This is a genomic window from Bartonella sp. CB10SXKL (genome assembly GCF_042195515.1).
Taxonomy (GTDB): Bacteria; Pseudomonadota; Alphaproteobacteria; order Rhizobiales; family Rhizobiaceae; genus Bartonella.
Genome location: NZ_JBHION010000001.1, coordinates 1 through 20,595 on the forward strand (window position 1 = coordinate 1; position 20,595 = coordinate 20,595).

A 20,595-nucleotide genomic window follows, 5' to 3' on the forward strand; every position below is an offset into this window, starting at 1 on the left:
TACATTCGTATAGTTCTTGTCAAAAGAAGTACCATCCTCACCAAACTGCTTGATCTTGAAATCCGGTGCTTTCCATTTGCCCTCTTCATCATAACCAGCACCACCACCAAAATAGGATGCAAGCGTGTTACCCATTGTATAGAGCTGACCACCATTTACTGCATCTGTTGAGTTTTGGATAATCTCACCACTTGCTAGAAACGTAATTCTACTGTTTTCTTGTGTTCTTACAGCCCTGCCTTTTTCTTCTTTTCTCTTTTCATGACGCGCTACAAAGGCATTGGCTTCATCATTCCATAACAAAGAATCCTGTGCTACTCCTTCAGAAACTTCTTTAATCCGTGCATTCACATTCTTGATATTTGTATCAAGACCAGTAAATGCACTCCCAACATCTTTAAAAGAGCCCTCTGTTATATTACCCTTTGTATCAATCTTGGATAAGTCATAAGTTGGTCCCGTCATGTCAGAACCAGCAACTCCTGCACCTCCACCAAAATATTTTGATGTATTCGCCATAGCCGTTTCCAGATTTTTCGCTGTGGACGAAAGACCCTCATTGGTTTTGCTTAACTGTGAAAAATTAACTGCATCGTTCGCTCCAGTGCCATCCGACACTCCTGTAATCTTTTTACCCCCAGCATCTATACCTCCGGTGGTTATTTTCGGACCATCAGTAATTACTAAGCCCGTAGCATCGAAGGTATTTTTACCTGCCTTTACGCTCTCCAGTGCAATGTCTTGAGCCAGATCAAACTTTACTTTATTGTCCTCTTTGCCCTTTGTAATATTTAGGTTGCTACTTCCAGCGGAAAAATCTACCGCGCTATCCATAAGAACAGTTGTAGCATTTTTATCTCCAACAGAGAATTTCCAACCGTTTTGTCTTACAACTTGTTCTAAGTCCTGCAACTGTTTAAGGTTCACTGCATCGGTAATATTAGAACCAGCAGCTACGCCTGTAATTTGTCTGGTTATACCCTTACTATAATCACCAACACTAACTGAGCCCCGCGTACTTTTCCATTGCGCCTCAACGTTTGTTGCAGGCCCCTGCAACAAAGAAGTGTAGCCAAGCTCACCAGCAGCCCTATCAGCTACAGAATCGCTTCCTAGAGCAACACCTGCCGCAACCGTCACATTAGAGCTAGCGCCTATAGCAATTCCCTGCAGCGCCTGCTCCTGTGCATATGCATTGTACCCCATAGCAATCGCTTCATTTGCATAACTATGTGCTTTACTACCGAAGGCTATTGAAAAATCACCTAATGAAACTGTTCTCTCTTTTTCATCATAACTATCGGTTAGAGAAGAACCGATTGCAATGCTATTTTTAGTATCTCTACTCCTACCGGCTAAAGCAGTTAAGCCGATTGCAATCCCTTGGTCAGCCTTCGTCTGCGCTACCTGCCCGTAAACAATAGCATCATGAGCTTCTCCCTGAGCTCGTTCACCATGGACAAGAGGATTACCCAAATTCCCATCCCTAGTCATTTGACCGCCCGTTACAACTCTTGGAGTTAAAGCTGCTCTTGTTATTTTTTTACTTCCAGCATTCATATCAATTGAACGTATTGAATCGCTGGCTTCTGCCAAAACATTCACTATAGGACTATAATCGCTCACACCAGTAAGAGTTTTGGTTAAAAAATTTGCATAGTCATCAGCAGCACTTACCTTGGATGTCAAAGAAACATTCAGCGCTGTTAAATAATTTTCCTGTGATGCACTAGAAGAATCCAAATCACTGTTATAGCTATCATAAACAGAGACAATACTTTGTGGATATATCTCAGCAGTGTTCCTTATGTTTGCAGAAATCTCTTCTCCTGAATCAAGATCATTCGAAAAAACAGGGGAAATACTGGCTAAAAGTGCAGCTATTGAAGTCAAGGATAGGACTTTAATAAAAGGAAAACGGGAAAATTTTAAATTGCTCCCTGTTAATTTTGTATATAATTTTTTCATAATGAACTCCCCAATGAAAGAAATAACTATAAACACAAAAAAGACACATTTAAACGCTATAAAGTTTCCTAAATTTGGTTTTTCTAAACGTATTCAAAAATTTAGTACCGGGCTGCAAAGATAGAGAAGTTGTGTTTTTAGCTTTTATGGTTAATGTGTTTTGCTCTTTTACATTTCCTAAGAAAGTAAATTTCTTTGTGGTGATTAGTTTTTTTAACTTTTAAACTTATTGTTTGTTTTTTGCAAGGGGTAGAGTTGATTTAGTGGATTGTTTTATAACTTCTTCCAGTAAAGTTGAAATACATTTGAATGTGTACTTTTATCTTAGTAGAAAGCTTTTAAATAGATTTATAGAGAGCAAAAGGTTTTTTTCTATCTGTAAAGCGCTACAGATTTTTCAGATTTAAAAATTAAAGAAAAAATAATGAACTTATAATTTATGGAAAAACTTATTATCTTATTTTGAAATAAGAAGTTCATTTTGTTGAAAGTGTATAGGTTTTTTCTTAAACCTGTATTTGTCGTTATAGCGCTTATCAATTTATATATAATTTTTACATACGTAACAACAATTCACCCCTGCCTCATGAGACAGGGGTGAAAAGGAATTTTTATGTATTTTGTTTATTATCAGTTCAATGTCATATTGAATCCCGCACCTACACCCCAGTGACCTCCAGAAGTTGTTGCGGATATGTTAGAGCGGTATTTTCCATTTTCTGAGGTGTAACCTGCACCAAAGGCAAATGCAGATTGACTACGCCATAAACCAGTACCAAATCCAACGCTTAATTTTCCAGGTGTATCATTGTAGCGTAAGTTAGACACCGCAAGACCAATAGCCGCTGCTTGTCTTGCCTCTTTTTTCACACTCTCAATACTGTAGTTTAAAACGTTAAACTTCATATCTGTATATTGTTTAGACTGATCAACAGCATCATCAATCGCATCAATCACAATATTATTAACCCGTTGATCTGTGTAGTGCTTGGATTCATCAAGAATAATCTTCATCTGTTCTTTAGTATAGTCATGGAGTTGACCACCATTTACAGCTTCTTTTGATCCCTTCTCAATTTTACCATCAGCTACATTATCAATCAAAACAGGTTCACTGGCATCACCACCCGCTAATGTGATTTTATTGGTTTTTTTGCCGTTTTCATCTCTGTCATAACGAACAGCGTCCTCTTCAATACCGTCAACTCTATTATTGATGTTATCAACTTTTGTATCAATATTGAGAACTACATCACCAATATCAGCAATCGTATTTGAAATATTATCAACTCTGTTGGTAAGATGCTTCACATCTTTTTCAACACCAGTGACACGTTCATTAGTTTCCCAAAGTTGTCCACCATTGACCGCATCTTTCGAACCTTTTACAATTTTACCATCAGCTACATTGATAATTTTATTCGGCTTACCATCACGATTAGCATCATAGGCTTTTTCTTTATCATTCCACTTTAAAGCATCTGTATCGACCTTGTTGATGACATCATCAATACGGTTGTTAATATTTGACATCCCATTATTAATATCACCAAAAGCATCAGCGACATTATGGTGCTCTTTCTCAACAGTCGTACCATCAGCATTGACTTGAACAATCTTAAAAGTAGGATTTGTCCATTTGCCATTCTCATATTTAGCACCGCCACCGAAATAATTAGCAAGCTGGTTATTCATGGAATAAAGTTGGTTGCCCGTAATGGCATCTGTTGAACCTTGAGCAATCTCACCATCCAAAAGATACTTCAATTTGCTCTTTGTTTTCTGCCCATCTTTTTCATGACGTGCCACAAATGCTTCTTCATCATCATCCCACAGTAAAGCATCTTTAGAGAAATCTTCAATTTTCTGATTAAACTCATTGGATACATTCGTTAAGCGTTGATTCACATCTTGAACATTTTTATCAAGACCTGTTAAAGCATCACCAACATTGTAAAAATTAGCCTTACCTACCACACCATCTACAATAGCGGATACAGTATATTTCAGCCCTTTAAAAGCACCGTCAATAAACTTTGCACCACCACCAAAAAACTTTGCAATATCTGCTGATATTTTATTAATCTGACTACCATTGATTGCATCATGAGAATCTTGAGAAAGGCTGCCATCTTTTACGTTATGAAGAGCAACTGGCCCATTACTCTTATTGCCACCCAAAGTTACACTACCGTAATTAACACTATCATCGCCATTCTTATCGTAGAGAACCGCAGCAGCACTTGCTGTCTCAATATCTTTCGTAATATCCTTTATGCTTTTATCAAGTTGGTCTTTGTTAACAGCTTCATCGCCCTTTTCTGCTGCTTTAACACCAGAAATAGAACGTGCTACACCAGCATATCCTGCAATATTGACTTCAGTACCAGCTGTTTTCGCACCAATGGTGATAATATTTGTCTCCTTGTCTTGTTGCACAAGACTATTTTCTTTCATTTCAATAATCTTATTATCAATATTTGTGATCGAAGTATTGACACCAGTAAATGCATCAAAAACATTATTATATTTTGTATCCTGAATAAGGAAAGATGGCTCTACACCGTTCAGTACATCTGTACTGCCACCAAAATATTTCGATGTATTTTGAGCAACTGTTTTGAGATCATTGGTAACAGTAGTAACATTTGCATTTGTTTTAAAGAGCTGAGACCCATTTACTGCTTGCGTTGATGTTTGAGAAAGTTCTCCATCTTTCACACCGGAAAGTGTACGATCTATACCATCTTTATTTACAAGGCTAATTTCAGTACCACCGGTTTCCTTACCAACGGTAATAAGACCTGCAGAATCTCCTTCTTGCTTCACAAGATTATTTTTTGTCACATTATTAATCTGATTATAAATATCTGTGATAGAATTATCGACACCCTCAAAAGCATCAGCGACATTATGGTGTTTTTTCTGAGTAATGGTACCATTCGCTTCACGCTGAGAAATTTTGAAAGTAGGCTCTATCCACTCTCCATTCTCATAACTAGCGCCACCGCCAAAATAATTTGCAATCGTATCGCCCATCACATAAAGTTGGGAACCATTTATTGCATCTGTTGACTCTTCTGAAATATCGCCATCTAAAAGGTTGGTAATCTTACTATCTGTTTTACGTCCGTCTTTTCCATGACGTGCAGAAAATGCTTGTTTACCATCATCCCAAAGTAAAGCATCTTGAGAGAACTTATCAAATTTATTGTCTACATATTGTATATGTTTATTGACATTTTTGATATTGACATCAAGTCCTTCAAGAGCCTTACCAACATTGTCAAAAGTCTTCTGAACAACATTACCATCTGCAGAAACTGTAGATAAATTATACTTTGGACCTACAAAGACGCCATTTTCAAATGCTGCATTCCCACCAAAGAAATTCGCAATATCTCCAGATATCTGATTAATCTGGCTACCATTTATTGCTTCTGTTGAATTTTCTGAAATCTTTCCATTTTTCACACCCGCAATGGTTCGCTCTCCCTCATTACCTGCGATATCGATTTTTGTACCACCTGTTTCTTTACCAATGGTAATAAGCTTCTGATCTTCATGCCATTTAACAAGACTATTGTCTACTACTTCTTTTATTTTATCTTCTACTGTCTGCAACTGGTTAAGATTAACTGCATCCGTACCCAAAATACCGTCTGCCACATTTTTAACCTCTTTATCAGCTGCATCAATACCGCCATATGTTATACTTGGACCACGTTTAATCGCTAAACCACTATTATTTATAGTAACTTCACTCCCTACTTTTATTTTATTAACTTTGATAAATTCGTTTAAATCAAATGTTACCTCGTTATTATCGCCTCTTACAATTTTGAGATTTTTGTGGTCATCCTGATCTGCAGCAGCTACAAACTTTACTATGCTCTCTGCCCCAACATCTGTAGCATTATCACCATCAACAGAAAGCTTCCAACCTGTTTTAATCCCTGCTGTAAAATCTTGTAACTGTTTATAATTTACAGCATCAGTATCTTCAGTCCCAGCTTTCACTTGTGTAATCTTTTTATCACCAGCATGAATGCCATCAACAGTTATGCTCGGCCCCTCATCACCGTCAAATCTAAAGCCAGCAGCATCCATAATGCTGTCTCCTGCTGTGACAGTCATTACCTGAATATCATCAGCTAGATCAAATGTGACATTACGGTTACCATCTCCTACAATCTTGATATTTTGACTATCTTCATTGCCAGCTGCCTCAAAATTTACCGTATCGTTTTGTCCAATAGACATAGGACTTTCACCGTTAACGGTAAGTTGCCAGTGCGTTTTAGAAGCTTCTTGCACAGCTTTCAGCTGTTTATAATTTACAGCATCGGTATCTTTAGTCCCTTCTGCTACTCCTATAATCTGTTTATTGCCAGCATCAATACCATTCTGAGACATGCTAGGGCCATTACCATCAATAAACTTAAAGCCATCACTATTCATAATGCTGTTGCCTGTCGTAACACTCGTGAGTTTAAGAGCATCATTCAAAGAAAATGTAACTTTATTATTATTATCTTTTTCAATTTTGATATTTTTGCTTCCGTCCCCACTCGCAGCCGCAACAAAATCTACTGTACTCCCAGCTTTAACATCTGTAGCATTGTTACCATCAACAGAAAGTTTCCAGCCGCCCTCTTTAATTCCTGCTGTAAATTCTTTCAGCTGTTTATAATTTACAGCATCATTATCTTCTTCTCCATCTGCTACATTTGTAATCTTTTCATTGCCAGCATCGATACCATCAATAGTCATCATTGGACCATTCTGAATAATAAAGCCATCATCACTCATAGAACTTTGACCTGTAGTGACGCTTGTAAGTTTGAGAGTATCACTCAAAGTAAATTCAATTTTATGCTTATTATCTGCAGTGTTTTTTGCAACCGTTAAATTGTCTTTTCCTTCATCGTTTTTACTTTTCACTGAAAAATCTACGGTATTGCCTGTATGCACATCTGTCGGATCGGTATCGTTAGCAGAAAGTTTCCAGCCCCCTCCCCCTGCTATAACTTCTCTCATAGCTTTTAGCTGTGCTACGTTTACCGCATCGGTATCTTCACTTCCAGCTGCGACCCCTGTAATTTGTCGTGTTAGGTTACCTTTACCACGACCACCAACTTCACCAACACTAAAAGCCCCTGTTGTACTTACCCATGCCATACCGGCTTCTGTCGTATCACCATTAAGGTAAGGGTCATACCCCTTAACACCTTTGTTTCTATCAGAGACAGAACCACCACCAATAGCAACACCATCATTAACAAGTACCTGTGCATTTGCTCCAATCGCAACGGAATCTTCTGTTTTAGCATATGTATGCGAACCTATAGCAATCGCATTTTCACCCTCCGCTGTTACTTTTCTGTTAGGATCATTTTCTTCAGTTCTGTCAGAGCGCCTGCCCCCTATTGCAATAGAACCTGAAGCTTTAGCTTCAGCATCTGTACCTATAGCAATCGCAAAATTCTTTTCTGCTCTTGCCTTCGTCCCCACAGCAATGCTATTTTCCCCTAATGCAGTTGCAAGCCCTCCAATAGCAACTGTAGATTCTCCCGAAGCCTCTGTTCCAACACCCATAGCAACAGCTGCTTTACCACTTGCAAGTGCAGAAACACCAAAGGCTTGCGCACCCCCTGCCTTTGCTGTCGCACCTGCACCAAAAACGGTTGAATAATTACCCGTTGCAGCAGAACCACAACCAGTTGCAAAAGAATAAATGCCATAAGCCTCAGGCAGAGCATTAGCGATACCATCAGTAGCGATTCCCATATAACCACCAGAGCCACCATTGCCATCTGTAAGCCCCTCACCAATCCAAGCCTCTTTTTCAGTGCTCGTGCCATAAGGATTACGATTTACAAAGCTTTGATTAGTGATAAATCTATTATATTGTTTCTCTGCGGTTATTCGTTTAGTAACTGACGCTTGTTGTTTGCCGCCACGACCAATAACGTTGTCTACACCACAGTAGTCATCATCACCAGCCAACACAACACTACCATGACTACCGTGTGGATAAGGAACATTACCAAGATTCGAACTCTGAACAGTTGCTCCTCTTATGGAAAGACCGGCAGCAAAAACAGGAGAAACACTCGATAAGAGTGTCGCCATTACCGTACTAAGAGAGACAATTTTAATTAAATTTGGTGTGGAATATTTTTTTTTCATAAGAACCTCCTCCAACAGAGTTCAACATCATTACAATGTGCGAAAACACACACGGCAAAACCCTTGTTTGCGCACTTCAAAAACCAATAAATCAAGACAAAACTCTCCCCCTACGATACCGCTATCTTTACGGCATCGCCCTAAAATCTCTGCAACAACATCAAATCTAGAAAAGTCCCCAACCCTTTTAGCTAGAGGGATTCAAGCTAAAAAATCAATAAAAACACAAGACTTTGAAAATATACCGTAATCTCCATTTAAAAATACTGCGATTTATCTCTTAACAAAATAGTTTCACTAAAGAGCAATTCTACTTTTCAAATAAAGCGCATCAGCAAAATGGCAAGAGTGTAAAAAATAATTTTTTATAAATTTGTAAAAATACTTCTCAATAAAATAGCTGTTCTTATAAACACAAATTTATGATTTTTTTAACTTATAGCACAATGTAATAGATAACGATTATCATGATAATCTCACGCTTTGTTGCGAGATAATCTGTTTCAATATATAATGTATATCTTTGAAAGAAATCTTTCTTAATATAATGATGCACGCTCTGTAAAAAGTTCCAACGTGCTCATCTTGTCCTCTTCATAAAAAGACAAAAGTGCTATAAATGATCTTTCGTTCTTCTCGCGTATATGTCTGTTACCCTTCTATAGGAACAAAACATCGTCATTGTATTTTCACTGTTGTCAGTATCTTTTCCCTCAACCAACAAATATTTCAGGAATGACACTATATTAGCTTCTTTTTGAATCAATTTTGTTTGTATTGCTACCCGTCGTTCTTTTTATGAACTGCTTTATTTTTAATCAGAACAATATATTGATTTATAATGATAGTTTCTCGTTTTTCAGGTTGAATAAAAGACTCGAAGATCGTGAGGTTTTCACATTCCAAACTTGGTTATACAGCAGAAAATCAAAAAAGTTTTATTTTTTAAAAAGGCTGTTCATTCGTATCTTATGAAATTTCTAGATGTGCTTTTCAGATTCGATTTTACGCTTTAAATGTAATTTTAAAAGTGGCAAAGTGGCTTCGACTTCTTCCATATCATTGAGGTTTTGAATAAGCTCTTGCAATCTTCCATAAAGCTCTGCTGCTAATTCCGCAACATCTTCAGGAGAAAGATCTATTTTTGCATCATGATAGGTCGTATAAACTAAATGTCCCAGCTTTTTCATCAGCCCAGCAGGTATCGCTTGCGGTTTAAAACCAGCTGCTTTCGCCTTTGCCATATCTGAAAACATATCACCATCGCCCGTTACAAGCCAGTTTAAATTGACTTTTAATTTCTGTGATAAAACAGCCAAAAATTCTACATTGGGAAAGGTCGTGCCTCTTTCAGCGTGATCATAAATGGCTTTATTAACACCTAAACGGGTTGCTATTTGGTGCCTACTAAATAGCAAACTTTCTCGTATCAAACGTAATCGCTTCGCTTGTTCTGTTTTGGGTTCAATCTCTTTTTTTGCCAAATTACACAATAATACAAATATTGCGTTGACTTAATTCAATATCTGCATTATACCTCTTGTTACTGCCCCTTATGTTGGGCAAAGATCTACATACATAACCCCACAAAAACAGATGTTGCAGCATCCGTTTAAGCAGGAGCGAAAATTATGACAATTACACAAAAAATGCAATTGCCGTGGTATTTTACTGAACTGCGCTCCTGTAATATAACCTTGGAAAAACTCAAGCCTATCCGAGGCTATTTTCCAGAGTCAAAAACATTTGGACACAGCCCAATGAAAAAGCTAAATGCGCCACTGCCAACTCTATCAGTTTGCATGCCAAGCCAATTCTTGCCAACTGCTTTCTCACAAGTCGCAGTCATATTCTTCCAAAAGCAAAAAGCCTAATACGATTCTCTTCATTCCATGCTGTGCAATATACCACTGAAATCTTATTACAAAAATATGCAAATTCATTTCCCATAGGTTTTTATAAGGTAAAAAGTTTATCAATGTCTAAAAATCAATATAAAATAGGCAAAATAATTGGTATTCTACAAAAAATGAGATTATCACTCGTTATTAAAAAGTTAGACGTTTACAAACCCTGTTTGCTTATTTTATATATTAATGACACTGAGTTAGCTGTAATTGGCAATAGAGATTTCAGGGTGTTTGGTTTATCGTCAGAATACTCTTCCTCTACGCACATTAAAAGCCTTTTGGCAGTGTATTTTAAATGCTATAAGTTCTATAGTAAACACATTGCCATCCATATTTACAATTGGGCGCTTCAAAAACTTGGAGTAATAAAATCTTTAATAGGCATTGATTTAAAAGCGCGTATTTTGCAGAAAATTGACAAAACCATGAGGTTCGTATACATGGCAATTTTAAGTGATGATAGTGGAGTGATACTTAAAAAAGCTGCATGGAAACCCGCAACGTTGAGGAATTAAGCATGACCTCTTTATGCGATAAAGAATTATCTGATACACTGGTTGGTCTTTATGACGACTATCAACGCGGTTTCGACATTGGAGAAGAGCTTAAATTGTGCGTGGATTTGGCGTTATCTCTTGAATTGGAACTCAGTATTCATCGTTTAAGTGAAACAGATGCTGTTTTAAAAAAAGAGATTGTGCAAACCTTGCATCGTCGTAGAAATACCCATTCCAATGAAGATGAAATTGATACAATTTTTCATATGGATTTTGAAAAACAAAAATAATACAACACTCTCCCCATATGATACGATATTACCTCATTGCTTTACTTTCTACTACGCTTAAACAAAAAACTTTCAAGAAGATTTAAAGTGTTACGTTTTCGTCTTCTTAACAACAGTGAGATGAATTAAAGAAACGCATCAATTCTTTTAGATCATTATCAAAAAATAGAGAGTATTCTCTAGTATACATCAATTTATGCTTTGTTCATTAAGCACCAACTTTTACATTTTCTCAACTCTCCTTTAAAAGCAAAATATGAAATGTGCTGCAGCGTAAATGTTTATAAAATAGCGTATATTGACCACTCTTAAACGTAATTTATTGTTTTTCATGTCTATAAAACAGCACTATGAGTATTCCAACAAACGCAATAATGCTTTGAAAAAAATATATCGATTGAGGTGATATGCTACTGTTATCGCTTGCCATAATGAGGTAGACTCCGAGGATCAAGCATCCAGAGATACCATTAAAACTTGCCTGCAATCTTCCTTGGTACTCAGGATCACAAGAGAGTTGTGATAAAGAAATCGAAAGAGCCCAACTCGAAAGTCCAAATCCAATCATAAAGTAAACAGGAAAAACAACAAAATTGTGTGTATTAACAGATAGAATAGCGAGGCCAATAGCCATAAAAGCTAATAAAATGGCTAATGTTTTCCTGATAGATAAAACTTTACAAAGAAGTGGTGAAAAAAACGCACCTGTCAATACGCCCATAGAATAAAGCACCTCAAATATTGCAAAGATACTGCTATCTGCATGTAAAACCTCTTGTATATAAGGAACGAGAATAACAGGAATGGTCATCAAAAGAGTCATAATAATCATCTGGCTTATATAAGGTACAAAAAGAGCCGGATTCTGTTTAAAATAATGAAGGGATGCTGTATAATTTTCCCACCAATTTTGCTGGTTTTGATTTTTAGATCTTCGGTTTTTAGGTACCTTCATTGCAAAATTAAATAAACCAGCAATGATAAAGAATATACCACCTATTAGAAGAGTTCCTTTTGTTCCTGCATAGGACAGTATAAATCCACTTAAGCCCATACCTACGATAGTGCCAAGTTCATAAACCATATCGATGGTCGCATTTGCATTGATGAGCTGTTCCTTCAGCACAATACTTTGAATTAAAGAAATAGCTGATGGCATATAAAAAGGGATAAAAATACCCAAAAGAGCAGATAAGACCATCAATTCAATTTCTATACCAAAATGCCAAAGCATTACCCAGCTTACAATTACCAAACCTCTCACAAGATTTGAAATAATAATCTGCGTTTTACGATTATATTTATCTGCCAATATGCCAAAAATAGGCGCAAAAATAATGCCAGGCGTCCAAAGAAAAAGCATCATCAACGCTACACCACGGATTGAGCCCGTCTGATTGTAAGCGAGCCATGACAATGTAATATAATTTAGTCCACTTCCAAATGTAGCAAATAAGCCGCTCAAAGTAAAATAGAGAAAAGTTCTATTTTCAAATAAAGCAATGCGTTCCTTCAAATTTGAAGTGAACATAAATTATCCTCTAAAATGAATACCAGTCGATATGCATGATACATCCTGTTTAAAAACAGGCATTCTTACAATTTTCATTTTAGATCATTAAATTTAAGAAAGCAAAATTTCTTTTTTGAGGCTTTTATAATCTTTGTGCTGTTTTATGATTAATTCCTCTATGAAAACGGAACATTTATGGACAAAAACAAAATTAATATTTTATGTGCGTTTTATTCAGAAGCTACACCTTTATACATATGTGAAACAATTTTACGGTATAGAAGCTTCACTCACATTATTGTCCTTATTATTCCGTGCACTAAAATATGCTCGAGTATATTCCTCCATGTCGTTCTTCTATCACCACACTTCGTCTCTAAAAGAATAAACATACTATTATCCTCACAATAAATATTGCTAACTTTTCTACTCCCCTTCTCTAAATCTTTTAAAACAAGCTCATTACAGTTAGTTTTCTAATTAAAATATATAACGTGATATTTTTCCTGAGCAGTTAAATTATTGCAATCATATCTCTAAAGTTTCAGATTTAGAGTACGAATACATAAAGGAGGATCTATCGTGGATAAATTGATTAATAAATGATTTTATTCATAATCAAAAACAAACTTCATCTATATGATGTCGTATTTGATGATGAATTAAAGAAACAGAAGCAGTTCCATCAATTGTTATAAACCGCTCATCTATTTCTGATAAAACTTTGTATACTTTGTAAACTTTTTCAATAAAAGAGAGTTTTTCTTCGTATTTTAAGTTTAAACCATCCCTTTTCTGCAACCGCTCTAGTATAGTAGTGGGCGGTAAATGAAGATAAAATGTAATATGAGGTCTTGGAATAGATTGATTTAATTTAACTACACTTTCAACAGAAAGCTCTCGAGCATAAAAATAAGCAAGACTAGAATAAACATATCGATCGCTAATTAATAAATTTTGCGATGACGTTAAGGAAGGTTCAATAATTTCAAGCGTATGTTTGCGTCTATCTGTCGCTGATAAGAGTGCTAAAAGCAACGGATCAATTGCTTTTCCATTATCTAAGTAATCTCTAATTTCTGGATTATTTCTATACTAATAACTGGGTTGAAAAGTTTGTATTATATGTTTTTCTATTGAGTAATGGCGAGCGATTTCTTTTGTTTGTGTTGTCTTACCACTCCCATCAAATCCACATAAGACAATAAAAGAACCAGAAAATTTCTTTGGAGACCACATGGAATTATAAACTTTTTTATCAATATACATTTTGTCTATATACTTTCCATAAGTTAAATTGTTTTATGTCTGAAATCTCTTAATGTTTAATAAGGTGTTTTTTAACTCGTCTCTAAACAGAAAAACACAATACTCCCGCATTTTGTATAACTTTATGATAAATGGTAGTATATAGACTTAGTTTTAAGATAAGGTTATATTTTAGACAACTTAAAATGAGATTAAGTATTTGTAAAAAATATATTTTTTTGTTCACACTCCATAACCTGTCATTTTTTGACGAATTCTAGTAGAGTTTCTGAGGATTACTCCTATAGCGTCGTGTAAGTGTATAGAAATGAGTTCGATCTCAGTATATTATTGTCCCTTAAGAGCTGCTACTAGATTGCGCTCCATAGGAAGCTAATGAAATCAACTCTATCTTTTCTCAAACCACTGCCCTCGCTATAAGCATTTGATATCCGATCCCGTCAAAAAGCAGCAGAGCAATTCTTGGAAAACATCGCTGAGATATTGAAATATGCCTTGCAAAAGCGTTTAAATCAAATGTTTCACTATATTTTTCGGTATATTCATAAACTGAAATTAAGAATATTATAATAAGACCTCAAACAACGACGACGCCCAAATCAGCCGTAATAAAGCCTCCTAAAACTGAACCAATAATACCTCTCTATCAGACAGACTACTATGTAAAGGCTTTAATACAATACCTTAGCGCTAATGCCATAAATGTTTCTGATAGATAACGAAGTTTATTGTCACAACAACATCTAACAACGGTCAATAGAAAAACCTCAACCTTGAGTATAAATAAAATCAACTTGAAAGCGCAAAATATATCTCTAGGACATAGTTATATTCGTTATCTGGCTTTCCCCTTATTGGCAAGCCTCCCGCAACAGACGCAGTAAAAATACCAGCCTCCATCGCTATTCATTCTCCTGAATAATAAGCTATCACTACCATAAACATCAGCGTTCAAATGTTCCCTACCAAAAAACTTGACATGCCCAGTAATATGTGTGTGTGTATTTATTATTTGTAAACATGTGTGCTGATTTATAATACTGTGTGTTTTTAAGAGATTCTGAAATGGGGGGGGATAATGTGCACAAACAACTGATGTTTCGGTTTTATGGGCTTGTTGTCCTGCTGTATCTTTCTGATATGGTTTTATTTTTAAGTAATCTTTGGAATGCTTATCGCATAACATCCTCATCGGTTTTCCTAGGCGTAACCATGGCTTTGGGCACCCTTATGCCCTATCTTTTGAAAAAAAGCGGTCTTGTGCACATTAAAGCCTCACTGCGGTTGGTCGATTTATACAAAAGGCGAATCATTATCTATAGCCTTCTTTTATTGATTGCACTTTTCCATTACGCTGATTCCCCCTTTGGTTTTATCGCTGTCTCTATCTCTATCGGCTATCTCTCTTTGATTACCTTAAGCACTCTCGAGACTTATAATACTAAACTAGCACTTAGTGGTTATATTAGCGCCCAAAAGGCTTCCCGCATTATGCAAACAGTGGTGCAAATTGGCGCATTTTTGGGAGCAGCACTGAGTGGTTATCTCTTAGAAGCGACCAGCCCTCGAGGGGCAGCAGCTGAAATCGGTTATAATGGTTTGATTGTGACACTTTGTGTGTTTGACATCATTATAAGCCTTATAGCCGGATATATTATCTTTTGCGATGAATATAACGCCACAGATACCACAACACTTGCAACTGGTAAGAAGCCAGCGCCTACACCGCAAGCGGATGAGCTCTCCCGTGAACTTAAACTTTTATGCGTCTGCATAGGACTTATTGGCTTTCATATTTGCGCTTATAATACGCTGGCAACTATTCTTTTTCAGAGTGTGAAAAATTTTGGTTCTGAATATTATGGGCTTTGCAGTGCGGTTGCGGGCGTGGGCGCTTTTTTAGCTGCTTTTATCAAAATCCCTCGTTTTGAATTTATTCTCCCAGCCCTTATGTTGAGCATGGCTGATCTTATTTTTAGCACCACACAATCGCCCTATTTGGCTGTGGTCTTTTGCTTTTTTATTGGCTTTTCAATGAATACCATGCGAATTAATGCCCGCAAACATACGATTGAAGCGACCAAAACAGAGGCTCAAGCAGAGCTGGTGGGAAGCTATAGCGGCATGCTTTATACTCTCTCCCAATCGGCAGGTTATGTCATTCTTGGTCTTCTTACAAGCTCTGCCCTTATGGGTCCTCAAGCAGCTGTTTATCTTCTGCCCCTTATAGGGCTAATAATCTTTATTTATGTTCTTTTCCTTTTATCACAGCGGAACAAAGTATGAGAAAACCTATTCTTATTGTCGACCCTTTCTCCACGGGTGCCCTCTATGCCCCTGCTTTGCAAAAATTAGGCTATGCTTGTTATGGTGTTGTCTTTCAACAAGCTCCTTTTTCACACTATATGCTTTCTTATCAGGGAAAGGGCATGGCAGAAGCGAAGCTTCATAGTGTAGATGAGATAAAGAAACGCTTTCCTATCGGCACGATAGAGGCTGTAATAGCGGGTGCCGAAAGAGGTATCTATTGTGCAGAGCAATTGGCGGCTTATTATGGTTGTCTTGGGAATAACCCCTTGACTACCGATTGGCGACGGAAAAAAGCAGCGATGCAAAAACGCCTTTGTGAAAATGGTTTATCTTACATCCGATCAAAGATTCTTACAAAAAACGATTGTACTCTCGATGGTTTTGAAAGCCACAGCGGCTATGTGGTAAAGCCAAATGATTCTGCAGGGAGTGATGGTGTTTTGTTTTTCTCTAATCTTGAGGAAGTAGTAACGTGGACCTCTGAAATCGACTGGAAGAAAAAAAATATTTTTGGCGCACCTAACGAGGCTTATTTGCTCCAAGAAAGATTGGAGGGAGAGGAATACATCGTCGACGCCGTTGTAAATGGAGAGGCTATAAAGGTATGTGCTTTATCGCGATATAAAAAAGGTATTCATAATGGAAGTGCTTTTGTTTATGAATCGCTTGATGTGCTTGATGCTCAAGATCCCTCTTATGCCCCTCTTATCTCTTATGCAAAACAATGCATTCGCGCACTGGGGATTGAATATGGACCTGCGCATATGGAAATCATGCAAACAGCTCGTGGTCCAGTGATGATCGAAGTAGGAGCCCGCCTCCACGGAGGAATTGCACCCACCTTGTTCGCGCATTGCTATGAAGATGGTTTACTTGAAAGCTCCGTTAACCTTATTGCAGGCGTGTTTTCGCAAACCCCAAGTCGCTTTAAGAAAAAAGGGCGTATTATCTTCCTTATCAACGAGATCGACGGTCATATTATAAAAGATGTTAACGTATGGCAGCAAAAGCTTCATTCTTGGGAAAATGTGGTTCATTTTATGCTCTTTTTTAAAGAAAACGAGCCCCTCCCCCTAACCATCGATTTAAATACCTGCCCAGCTATTATAGCAATTTGGGGACACAGTGATGATGAATTATCAGCTTTGGAGAGAATCATTCGTAGCAATTTCTTATAAAATACAACAATTGGGAGGAAAACATGGATTCAGCAGCGCAAATAATTGAAAATATAGACAAATATTAAAAATGGAAGCAGATCGTTTTAAAGAATTCGATGCAACCATGAATAACACAATTAGACCTTTTCCCTGCCTATTTGGTATAAATGGATACTCAAAAGATATGCTTAGATTTGGGTGCTACAACAAGCTGACTTCAAAAAATATGATGGAAGACCTGATAACTTATTGCGATAACTATAAAAGTTTTGGAAAGAACACATCTTTTGTTGCATTCGAGGAGCCTGCCCCCATACAAAGTATCGAATTTTATAGAGAAAAATTCTGGTCTACACTTAAAAATTTGCGAGCTTTTGACAACCGAGAATGGCCTAAGCATATACAAAAAAATATGTACAATCCTCTATGGGAGTTCTGCTTTCATGGGGAGCCTACGTTTATAGTTTGCAATACCCCATCCCATATAAACAGAATAAGTAGGAGAAGTTCTACATTTATGTTAACTTTCCAGCCTAGGTGGGTTTTTTCTGATCTGCTCGATACAGAACAAAATGTATTCTCGTTGTAGGAAAAAGGCCTGAACCTTTTGATATTATCACAAAATCTCCTTTTTTAAGAAAATATAGCAAACTCCAAAATAGAGAATGGACGCAATATTTTCTGCAAGACAACACTATTGAATCCCTACCTTGCTCATATCATCTAATGAAACACGATAATGACTAAGTTTTCTAAAATTAAATTAAATAAAAATATTTATGATATATTAAAAATGATACTGCCAAAACAAGACTCGATAGAGATTCAAAGGGATTTTCCAAAAAATACATAGAATGCAGTGTGTATGTATAAAACTTCTCAGGATGATCGTGTTAATAGCAATGTTTAAGGGGGCTTTTTTTGGAAAGATTGTACAGAAATTATGAGTATCTCTAGGAGAAAAAACGCTGATTTTTAGAACAGAGAGAAACATTGATTATAACAGTTTATTAGGCTAAACGCAGAATATTCTCCTAATAATGGATGGTTAAATTATAACGGGATAGTTTTTTGATAATCATAAAGAAAAAGGTAGAGAGCGTGTTTCTTTTAGTTAAGAAAGAGTGTTGCTCATTTTTCTTTCTAAAAATAAACAAATTCAAAGATAATTTTTTGTTCTTGTAGTGGTGAGAAAATAATTGTCGAAGTCAGTGAAGGGGAAATTCCAATAGATTGTTACAAAGTTTAATAAAAGTTGGAATACTTAAAAATTCTGAGTTCCTATGATGATTTAAGAATACCAGATTAGGATACGGAGAATTCAAGAGCTCAAAACTTTGTGATAATATTGGTTTAGAATTACATCTTGTTCATTCAGACGAGATGAGCCAATTATTATATGTCACAGAGACATATGGGTGGAAAATTTAAAAAAGCTTATCCAGAATCTAACTTAAAGGTTATTGGAACTTTAGTAGTAAGATTGGCTTGGTCTCATGTTTCTCAAAAATTAGCAACCAATCTTGTTGTGACTAGACTAAATTTGGAAGATCTGCTCACTGAGCGTTTTTATAATATTATGAAATGATAAAAATATTAATATCTCTTCTTGTCCCGGACACGAAGCCGGTGCTATTTGTATTTATTATCCGTTGCACCATTGTCCGAAATATATTTTAAGTGGTTGTCACTTGAAATATGCCTTGGAAAATTATTTGGCAAGAGAGCATACCTATATGTATTGGAAAGTAATTTCCTATTATTTATCTCAATCTATGGGTACAACGTTGCCAAGTATAGAATTCATGCTGACAGATGACTTTCAAAAAATAAGTGCCTATAACGCATTTGAACTAAACTTTTATGAAAAACTGGAATTTAGTACCGAACCATATTCGACAATGGAGAAAATCATAAAATGGCTTGAGTCTCTGTTTAAAAGGAAAGAGGCTATTGCGTAATTCTGTTTTTCTTATGATTGTGATTGGTTGTTTGACGAGTTTTTGTGCTAGTGGTGTATTATCTATTGGCCTTTCTTTGTTACAATTCCAAGATACAACAGGAGAAGCGTCTGCTACTTTAAATGTCGTTAATTTAATCGCAATTGGAATTGCTGGCTTATGTTTGGGAAACGTGTTGGCGCACTATCAAGGCTTTATAATTGGGTTTTATAGTCAAATTACTTGCGCTTGTTTATTGTCTTTCTTATTATTTATGAACAATCCAGTACTTATTTTATTTGTATTTTTTTTACTTGCTCTCTTGATGGGGGCTGATAACCCAAATAACAATAGTGCCTTGAATCAGCTGGTTCCAGCTCCCAAACAAAAAGCTGGAATTTTTGCATTTTACACTAGTTGCTGTCAGTTTTTTGTTATTATATCCCCATTGCTTATATATTTTATAATTGCGCATTTGGGGCACAAAATAGCTATAGCCTTTATTGTATTTATCTATCTTTTGAATGCCTGCTTATGGTTTCGTATAAAGTCTATACAACAACTAAACAGAGCAAAAGAGCTATTAAAAAAGCCATCTCAAAAAGCTTATGGAGTTGGGTTCAGGTGCCTTTGGCGGATTTCTGCGTTGCGTTTTTTAACGATTAATCGTATTTTGAATAATTCTCTCTATACGGGGCCTATTGTTTTATTGCCACTTGTGCTTGCTTCTATAACATCAGATAATATAAAATTTACAGCTATTCAAAATTCTATTTTTGCTTTGTCAGCACTGGGTTTTGTGATCAATGGTCTTATCTCATCTTATTATTTACAGAAATTTCCATCTTTAATTCGTTTTTTTGTATGGGGGGCACCGGCTTTTGCCGTGATCGCAATCTCTTTTGTTTTATATTTAAATTTTACTCAATATTCCCTTTATATTATGGGGTTTTTATTAGGTATTGGGCAATTTTATTTTAGGATATCGGGAATAACAATTGGACAAGCTATCACACCTAGTGAAAATTTAGCCGAGGTGATTTTGGCAGGCGATGCCAGTGTACGCATCATAACAGCTTTATTCTCTATTGTGCTTTTATATGCAGGAAAATTTTTTTCATTTTCTATATTATACGTCCTATGTGTATTTATAGGCTTTTGCGCCCCTTTATTTATTTTGCACGGACTATCTATTTACATACAAAGCTTAAAGATAAAAGAAAGCGCCGCATGAATGATATTCAATTATTATATTATGTTAGCCTTTTTTTGATTATCGTATAGATAAAAATTTTGTACAAATATTCATGACATTAATTTTAAATAAGCACATTGCGTGAGAAAAGCTGAGGTGTTTGTTACCTCTCATGTGGATAGCCCGTTAAGCAACGAAATTGCAAATAGCACTATGATCACCATTAATTCTAAAAGCTCTACCAGAAGTTAGTGATAATGGCAAAAATCCTTTAATGATATTTGAAGAGATCGTTTATGCTAGATCAGGTTATCTCAAGATCGAGAGGAGAGGAGCTTAAAAAGTGTAAAA

The 20,595-nt window shown here is 36.3% G+C and carries 12 protein-coding genes and 1 pseudogene; 8 read left to right on the forward strand and 5 right to left on the reverse strand.

The genetic code is table 11. The features are described 5' to 3' along the window. The 3 genes and pseudogenes from ACFIK3_RS00005 to ACFIK3_RS00015 form a co-directional block, all read right to left on the reverse strand. A pseudogene (locus ACFIK3_RS00005) lies at positions 1–1,968 on the reverse strand (hypothetical protein); the annotation flags it as partial. A gap of 630 nt (positions 1,969–2,598) precedes the next feature. Next, positions 2,599–8,160, reverse strand: a complete 5,562-nt coding sequence (locus ACFIK3_RS00010) for a Vomp family autotransporter (protein ID WP_375676033.1) — start codon at positions 8,158–8,160, stop codon at positions 2,599–2,601. 980 nt (positions 8,161–9,140) lie between these two features. Beyond that, positions 9,141–9,644 carry a helix-turn-helix domain-containing protein gene (locus ACFIK3_RS00015; RefSeq protein ID WP_375676035.1) on the reverse strand — a complete coding sequence of 168 codons (504 nt, stop codon included), beginning with the start codon at positions 9,642–9,644 and terminating at the stop codon, positions 9,141–9,143. 147 nt (positions 9,645–9,791) lie between these two features. On the opposite strand from ACFIK3_RS00015, the gene ACFIK3_RS00020 reads away from it, so the two are divergent. From ACFIK3_RS00020 to ACFIK3_RS00030, 3 genes are all read left to right on the forward strand, one after another. Continuing rightward, positions 9,792–10,034 (forward strand): hypothetical protein, encoded by a 243-nt coding sequence (locus tag ACFIK3_RS00020; RefSeq protein ID WP_375676037.1) that lies wholly within the window; start codon positions 9,792–9,794, stop codon positions 10,032–10,034. A 104-nt stretch (positions 10,035–10,138) separates the two neighbouring features. Further along, the gene (locus tag ACFIK3_RS00025) at positions 10,139–10,585 is read left to right on the forward strand and encodes a hypothetical protein (RefSeq protein ID WP_375630477.1); all 447 of its coding nucleotides are present in this window, start codon (positions 10,139–10,141) and stop codon (positions 10,583–10,585) included. Positions 10,586–10,587: 2 nt separating this feature from the next. Then, positions 10,588–10,857 (forward strand): hypothetical protein, encoded by a 270-nt coding sequence (locus tag ACFIK3_RS00030; RefSeq protein ID WP_012754562.1) that lies wholly within the window; start codon positions 10,588–10,590, stop codon positions 10,855–10,857. A gap of 319 nt (positions 10,858–11,176) precedes the next feature. On the opposite strand, the gene ACFIK3_RS00035 is transcribed toward ACFIK3_RS00030, so the two are convergent. After that, positions 11,177–12,388: an MFS transporter gene (locus ACFIK3_RS00035; protein ID WP_375676039.1), complete on the reverse strand. Its 1,212-nt coding sequence runs from the start codon at positions 12,386–12,388 to the stop codon at positions 11,177–11,179. A gap of 600 nt (positions 12,389–12,988) precedes the next feature. Then, the gene (tmk, locus tag ACFIK3_RS00040; RefSeq protein ID WP_375676142.1) at positions 12,989–13,447 is read right to left on the reverse strand and encodes a dTMP kinase; all 459 of its coding nucleotides are present in this window, start codon (positions 13,445–13,447) and stop codon (positions 12,989–12,991) included. Positions 13,448–14,704: 1,257 nt separating this feature from the next. Between tmk and ACFIK3_RS00045 the strand changes: the two genes are divergently transcribed. From ACFIK3_RS00045 to ACFIK3_RS00065, 5 genes are all read left to right on the forward strand, one after another. Next, positions 14,705–15,925, forward strand: coding sequence for a hypothetical protein (locus ACFIK3_RS00045; protein ID WP_375676041.1), 1,221 nt, complete (start codon positions 14,705–14,707; stop codon positions 15,923–15,925). Beyond that, positions 15,922–17,127, forward strand: coding sequence for an ATP-grasp domain-containing protein (locus ACFIK3_RS00050; RefSeq protein WP_375676043.1), 1,206 nt, complete (start codon positions 15,922–15,924; stop codon positions 17,125–17,127). Before ACFIK3_RS00045 ends, ACFIK3_RS00050 begins: the two co-directional genes overlap by 4 nt. A 166-nt stretch (positions 17,128–17,293) precedes the next feature. Continuing rightward, positions 17,294–17,698, forward strand: coding sequence for a YqcI/YcgG family protein (locus ACFIK3_RS00055; RefSeq protein WP_375676143.1), 405 nt, complete (start codon positions 17,294–17,296; stop codon positions 17,696–17,698). Positions 17,699–18,523: 825 nt separating this feature from the next. Then, entirely contained in the window at positions 18,524–18,697 is a 174-nt protein-coding gene (locus tag ACFIK3_RS00060) for a hypothetical protein (RefSeq protein WP_375676045.1), read from the forward strand. Between the two features lie 365 nt (positions 18,698–19,062). Continuing rightward, positions 19,063–20,283 (forward strand): MFS transporter, encoded by a 1,221-nt coding sequence (locus ACFIK3_RS00065; RefSeq protein ID WP_375676047.1) that lies wholly within the window; start codon positions 19,063–19,065, stop codon positions 20,281–20,283. Positions 20,284–20,595: the final 312 nt, after the last annotated feature.